This is a genomic window from Streptomyces vulcanius (assembly GCF_042653945.1).
Lineage (GTDB): Bacteria > Actinomycetota > Actinomycetes > Streptomycetales > Streptomycetaceae > Streptomyces > Streptomyces mangrovi.
The window spans coordinates 1-6,081 of the sequence record NZ_JBHSFK010000093.1 but is presented as its reverse complement, the minus strand read 5'-3'; the positions used below and the strand labels follow the sequence as shown (position 1 = coordinate 6,081).

General features: G+C 68.4%; 6 protein-coding genes. 4 read left to right on the top strand and 2 right to left on the bottom strand.

Annotated features, from left to right (window positions below):
• Window positions 1–285 precede the first annotated feature (285 nt).
• Window positions 286–1,251 (top strand): alpha/beta hydrolase, encoded by a 966-nt coding sequence (locus ACFPIH_RS55895; protein ID WP_381187935.1) that lies wholly within the window; start codon window positions 286–288, stop codon window positions 1,249–1,251.
• Between the two features lie 70 nt (window positions 1,252–1,321).
• Here the strand turns inward: ACFPIH_RS55895 and ACFPIH_RS55890 are convergent, their stop codons facing one another.
• Entirely contained in the window at window positions 1,322–2,122 is an 801-nt protein-coding gene (locus ACFPIH_RS55890) for an NADPH-dependent F420 reductase (protein ID WP_381187948.1), read from the bottom strand.
• A gap of 200 nt (window positions 2,123–2,322) precedes the next feature.
• On the opposite strand from ACFPIH_RS55890, the gene ACFPIH_RS56595 reads away from it, so the two are divergent.
• A protein-coding gene (locus tag ACFPIH_RS56595; protein WP_465270402.1) for an IS630 family transposase occupies window positions 2,323–3,398 on the top strand; the annotation gives its coding sequence in 2 pieces (ribosomal slippage) (window positions 2,323–2,769 and window positions 2,772–3,398; 1,074 coding nt in all).
• A 483-nt stretch (window positions 3,399–3,881) separates the two neighbouring features.
• On the opposite strand, the gene ACFPIH_RS55875 is transcribed toward ACFPIH_RS56595, so the two are convergent.
• On the bottom strand, window positions 3,882–4,541 hold the full coding sequence (locus tag ACFPIH_RS55875) for an SDR family NAD(P)-dependent oxidoreductase (protein ID WP_381187940.1): 660 nt from the start codon (window positions 4,539–4,541) through the stop codon (window positions 3,882–3,884).
• A gap of 157 nt (window positions 4,542–4,698) precedes the next feature.
• Here ACFPIH_RS55875 and ACFPIH_RS55870 point away from each other — a divergent pair, with 157 nt between their 5' ends.
• Window positions 4,699–5,262, top strand: coding sequence for a TetR/AcrR family transcriptional regulator (locus ACFPIH_RS55870; RefSeq protein WP_381187942.1), 564 nt, complete (start codon window positions 4,699–4,701; stop codon window positions 5,260–5,262).
• A 73-nt stretch (window positions 5,263–5,335) separates the two neighbouring features.
• On the top strand, window positions 5,336–5,713 hold the full coding sequence (locus ACFPIH_RS55865; RefSeq protein ID WP_381187945.1) for a MerR family transcriptional regulator: 378 nt from the start codon (window positions 5,336–5,338) through the stop codon (window positions 5,711–5,713).
• Window positions 5,714–6,081: the final 368 nt, after the last annotated feature.

Genomic DNA, 6,081 nt, shown 5'->3' with positions numbered 1-6,081 from the left:
CGCCACCTTTCCCCTGGAGGACGCGGGCAAGGCATTCGCCGCCTCCCTCGACCCCGAACACGTCAAGGTCCTCGTCACCATGACAGCCCCCTGACCCGGCCGCGCCTGAGCACATGGCACCTTCCCCTGGAGACGCTTCAGGGCCGACCCGCAGTCCGCCCTCGGCCGAAAAGCTGAGGGCGGTGCCGTATGCGCCGCGTGAGAGTGGCATCTTGGCTCAAGGGCCATCCCGCTCGCGACGGGAGATCCCGCACGGACTGCGCACTTCAATGCAAGGAGGACGTGATGGCTCTGACACCACCCCCGTTCGACCGCGAGGCCGCCGCCGCTCTCGCCATGTTCGATGGGTCGTTCCCGCCGTTCACGTCCGACACGATCACCGAACACCGCCAACTCGGGCTCGCGCAGGTCGTGAGCGACGAGCAGTTGGGCCGTGACGGATTCTTCACTGTCGAGGACCGGACTGTGCCGGGTCCCGAAGGCGCTCCCGACATATCGCTGCTGATCTGTCGCTCCACCACGTCCGTCTCTCCGCTGCCGGTCGTCTTCTACATCCACGGTGGCGGGATGGTCATGGGGGACAGCAGGAGCACCCTGGACGTGGTCCTGGACTGGGCACAGGAGTTGGACGCCGTCGTGGTGTCCGTGGAGTACCGGCTAGCTCCCGAACACCCGCACCCCGCCCCGATCGAGGACGTGTACGCCGGGCTGCTGTGGACAGCGGAGCACGCCGACGAGATCGGCGGCGACGCCGAGCGGATCGTCGTCGCGGGCGTCAGCGCAGGCGGTGGTCTGGCGGCCGCGCTGGCGCTCCTCACCCGCGACCGCAAGGGTCCGCGGCCGATCGGCCAGGTGTTGATGTCCCCGATGCTCGACGACCGCAACGACACCCCGTCCGTACACCAGATGGCGGGACTCGACCTCTGGGACCGCGCCGCCAACGAGACCGGCTGGACCGCGCTGCTCGGTGCGCGGCGCGGTGCGGCGGACGTGTCTCCGTACGCCGCGCCGGCCCGGGCCGAGGACCTGTCAGGGCTGCCCCCGGCCTTCCTGGACGTCGGCTCCGCGGAGACCTTCCGTGACGAGGCCGTCACGTACGCCTCCCGCATCTGGCAGGCCGGCGGCGTCGGAGAACTCCACGTCTGGCCCGGCGGCTTCCACGGCTTCGAATTCAACGCCCCGCAGGCAGCGATCTCCGTGGCCACCCGCGCCGCACGCGTCCAGTGGCTGCGCAGGCTACTTGTGGAGTGACGGCGCAGGGCGGGGGCGGCTGGGCAATCAACGGGCCGTACTGAAAGCGCTGTTGCCGCAGAGGCGTCGGCTACGACATCTGGAAACCTGCGGGCCCGCGCACCGCGGCGGCGGCGAGCTCCTTGACCTGGGCAGCGGGCACGGGCACGCCGGGCGCCTCCTTGATCCAGGCCACAAAGTCCTTGGGGGCGAGGCCGGACGGCGGCTGTCCCACGTACGGGATGGCGTGCAGCGGGGTGTTGGGTTCGCAGCGCCAGCTGTCGGCCAGCGTGCCGAGGTCCACCGTGTCGAAGCCGAGGACGTCCAGCAGGCCGGCCACCTCTTGCTTTGCGTCCGGGTCGTCGCCGAATAGCGGCAGCGCGCTGCGGTGGGGGGCTCCGGCCGGGAGGGACAGGTCCACCAGCTGCTTCATGCCGAGGCACTGCAGTGCCTTCACCACCCGGGCGCCGGCGAGGTGGCGCTGCACCAGTTCGCTCGAGGTCACCTTGGTGCTGTCGAGCTCCGGAATCTTCCAGTCGGGCCTCGGCGAGTAGTTCATCGGGTCGATCACGGTCTTGCCGACGAGCTCTGCCTGGGGCAGCTGCTCGTGGGCGGCCAGCGGCATGGACGCGATGATCAGGTCGCCGGCGCTCGCTGCTTCGGCCGGGGTGGCCGCGCGGGCCCGCTGGCCGAGCTCGGCGACGAGACCGGCCAGCGTCTCGGGGCCGCGTGAGTTGCTCAGGACGACGTTCAGGCCGGCGTCGACGGCGCGGTGGGCAACCGCGAGGCCGACGGCGCCGGTGCCGATGACGCCTAGGGTTGTTGTTCTCACTTCTGTTTGTTCTCCGTTCGGATTTCCCGCGTTGCGGCATCCCGTGTGGGAATGGCCGATCCGGCGGGTTCGTACCCGTCACAGCTGGGCTGACGTGCGCGAACAATGACGAGAAGCGCGCGGCAGCGATCACAGCGTGTGATGGATCAGGAAGATGGAACTGAGGGCGCTGCAATATTTGGTGACCGTCGCCGATTACTGACCTTTTCGGCTTGCCTTCGGGTGGTGACGTTGGGTGATTCCTGCGGTATGCCGGTCTTATGCGGTACGCGGATGGTGGGGGCCTGACTGCTGAGCGGCGGGCTGCACGTGAAGGGATCCGGCTGGAGGCCGGGCAGAGGTTCGCACGAGGTGACAGGACTTCGGAGATCGCCAAGGACCTGCGGGTGAGCGAGCGTTCGGTGGAGCAGTGGCGCCGGGCCTGGCGTGAAGGCGGCATGGAGGGTCTGAAGTCGAAGGGGCCCGCGAAACTGCCGAAGCTGTCGGACGAACGGTTCGCCCTGCTGGAAAAGGAGCTGGCCAAGGGGCCGGCCGCGCATGGCTGGGAAGATCAGCGGTGGACGCTGGAACGCGTCAGAACGCTGATCGGCCGCCAGTTCGAGGTCAGTTGCTCGATCGCGGGAGTGTGGCGGCTCCTGCACCGCCACGGCTGGTCCTGGCAGAGCCCGGCCCGTCGCGCGCTGGAACGTGACGAGCACGCGGTCGAGCTCTGGAAGAAGGACGTGTGGCCGCAGGTGGAAGGATCGCGGCGGCGCTCGATGCCTGGGTCGTCTTCGAGGATGAGGCCGGGTTCGCGATGACGCCGCCACGAGCCCGCACGTGGGGCCGGCGCGGGCAGACCCCCGTGGTGCGAGTGCGGGGACGGTCCCGCCGACGGATCTCGGTCGCCGCGATGTGCTGTTACCGGCCCGGCGAGAGGTCCCGGCTGATCTACCGGCCCCGCTTCCACTCGTTGCTCAAAGGAGCACGCAAGAGTTTTGCTTGGCAGGACTACCGAGACCTCCTTGTCCGCGCGCACCTGCAACTCGGCGCCCCGATCGTTGTCGTCTGGGACAATCTGAACACCCATCGTGCCGCCGGACTGCGCGCGTACGCCGCCGGCCACGACTGGCTCACGGTCATCCAACTTCCTTCCTACAGTCCGGACTTGAATCCGGTGGAAGGCGTCTGGTCCCTGTTACGACGAGGGCCGATGGCCAACACTGCATTCGCCGATCCCGACCACCTCACCCGCACCCTCCGCCGAGGCCTTGCCCACATCCAACACCATCCCGAACTCGTCGACGGCTGCCTCACCGAAACCGGCCTGACCCTCAACCCCGGCGCCCGAAGCTAATCCGACAAGGTCAGTGCACTTCGGACACGCGGCGCAACGGCTGCCCATTGCGCAGCCGACGGTGAGACCCCCCCCGGGCTCGAACGCGAGTTGGGCGTGTGCCTGCTCGATCGCGCCTCACGCCGAGTACGGCTCACCCCGGCTGGCGAACGGATGCTCGCGGCGGCCCGCGAGGCCTTCGCTGCGGCGGCCCGAGTGCGGGTGATTGCCGGAGAACCGGCGGGCCGTCCTGCGGATTGGGTGGCGTCCTGCGTCACGGCACGATCGCCGTTACCGTCTTTCCCGCCGCATGGATGCGGACCTGCACGTCGTCCGGCGGACCTGAACTCATCCGACAGCTCCTGCATCAGATGTTCGTCAAGGCGGAGGCCAGGTTCCCGGAGACGGTCAGGGAAGTACAGGCCGCCGCAGTGGAGTACGTGGCTCGGCAGGTGAAGGTGTCGGCCGGAGTTGGTGTCCCGCCTCGGCCCTGAGCGCGCGCTGTCAGGCGTAGACGAGCTCAGCCTGCCACTGGTCCTTCGTCTGGTGGTGCAGGCCGAGATAGACTGCGGCCAGGGCTTCGGGGGCGAAGCGCGGGTCCTCCCCTCCGATCATGCCGGCAACGGTGACTGTGGAGGCGTGCACGCCCGAGTCGCGCTGGTCGTCGTGGAGGGCCTGGACGTAGGCGCGCAGTGCGGCCTTGCCGACCGACAGCGTGGTGTATTCGGGTGAGGGGTGGAGGGCGAATCCGCCGCCGGTGAAGAGCAGGCTGCCCCGGCCGTCCCGCAGGAGCGGGAGGACCGTCCGGGCTGCGACTACGGCACCGGTGACGTTCACCGCGAGGGTCTGCGCCCATGCTGTGGCGTCCAGCCCTGTGGGTGTGTCGGTCTGCAGTACGGCTGCGTTGTAGACGAGTACCTCCGGCGCGCCGAGGTCGTCTACAGCCTGGCTGAGCGAGGCCCGCAGAGCTTCGGGGTCACCGGCATCGGCCTGGTAGGCGCCTGCGGTGAAGCCCTGGCTCGTCAGCTCGGCGGCATACTTCTTGAGGCGTTCCGCGTCGCGGCCGAAGAGCACGACCGGGTGACCGTCACGTGCGAAAGCCTCCGCGAGCGCCAGGCCGAGGCCGGGGCCGACACCGATGATGAGGGCGGTTCCTTTGCTCATTTTTCTGCTCTTCTCCTAGCCTAGTCCGTCATGTCTGCTTGTGGCATTTGACCTTGTGTCGTACGACCAGTCCGCCGTCGGCCGACATGTTAGTCTCCAGGTGTTGACTATAGGGGCGGGGTAATCGATAGTCAACATCTGGGGACTAAGGAGTGGCATGGCAGGCAGACGACCTCGGAACATCGAAGCGACGCGCACCGCGATCCTCGAAGCGGCGCGGCGGCTCTTCACCGAGCACGGCTACGGCGGGGTCGGCGTCCGCGAGATCGCCGAGAGCGCCCGAGCGGACAAGGCGCTGATCACGCGCTACTTCGGATCCAAGGCGGGACTCTTCGCCGAGGCCGTGCCCGCGACGTTCGCTCCCGGCGCTCTGATCGAGGGCGACCGAGCCGACTTCGGGCGGCGGATCGCGACACACATCGTCGAGTACAGCGCCGCCCTCGACTTCGATCCGATGGCCGCCACGATCCGGTCCCTTCCGGACCGGGACGCTTCCGAGCAACTGCGTGCCGGCTTCGAGGAAAAGTACATCGCCCCGCTCGCCGAGTGGATCGGTGCCGACGACGCTCCCCGCAGAGCGGCTTTGCTCGTCGCTCAGATGATGGGCATGACCATCGCGGTCAACGTGCTGTCCCTGACCCCTCTGACCGACCTCGGGAAGGACGAACTCATCGATCTCCTGGCCCCGATCTTCCAGTCGCTGGTGGAAGAAACCGGGTAGCAGCCGGCGCCCAGCGGGGCCGCCGTGAAGGGACCTGTGATTCTGTGCCGCAGAACTCAGCCGGGAGGGCTTTGTGCGGATAGGAGAGCTCGCGTCACGCGCCGGAGTCAGTGTCCGGTCCGTGCGCTACTACGAGGAGCAGGGACTGCTCACCAGTACCCGCAGCCCGAGCGGGCAGCGGCACTACACGGAGGGCGAGGTCGAGCGGCTGGCATTCATCCAGCAGTTGTATGCCGCGGGCCTGTCCAGCCGCACCATCGCCGAGCTCCTGCCCTGCGTTGACACGCCCAGCGAGGAGCACTCCGACTCTGCGCTGGAGCGGCTGGCACTGGAGCGCGAGCGGCTCTCTAGGCACATCGCCGACCTCGTGCGCACCAGGGGCACACTCGACAGGCTGATGGCCACGGCCCGGGCACACCGGGAACAGCTGGGGAAGGTTGCGGCCGGCTGACTGGTAGGTCCGAGCCACCCGCCGGTGGCCTTCCCGTTCGCGGCGGAGGGGCGTCGGAACACTGCGACAACAGAGCCTCCCGGTGCCGCTGGGTAGAGAGCGCCCGAGCTACCGGGAGGCTGTGCCGTTATGCCCTACAGCCGATCACCCGAACAGGAACCCCGTTCGACTGATCAAACCTGCCCAGCGCTGAGCGGAAGGCTTCTGACCCTCTGGACTGCGTCGCCACATGCTCTCCGGCTCCGTCCTCGGACGGCGGGTGTCAGCGGCGAGGAGGCTGCGAGCGGAGGAGGCCGTCGATGAGGCCTTCCATGTCGAGTTCGCCCTGGCGAGTCTGTGCCCCAGCCTTGAGGGCAGCCTGCAGGAAC

Coding starts and splice junctions, on each gene's coding strand:
- ACFPIH_RS55895 (WP_381187935.1), top strand. CDS start 286: ATGGCTCTGACACCACCCCCGTTCGACCGCGAGGCCGCCGCCGCTCTC.
- ACFPIH_RS55875 (WP_381187940.1), bottom strand. CDS start 4,541: ATGAGCAAAGGAACCGCCCTCATCATCGGTGTCGGCCCCGGCCTCGGC.
- ACFPIH_RS55870 (WP_381187942.1), top strand. CDS start 4,699: ATGGCAGGCAGACGACCTCGGAACATCGAAGCGACGCGCACCGCGATC.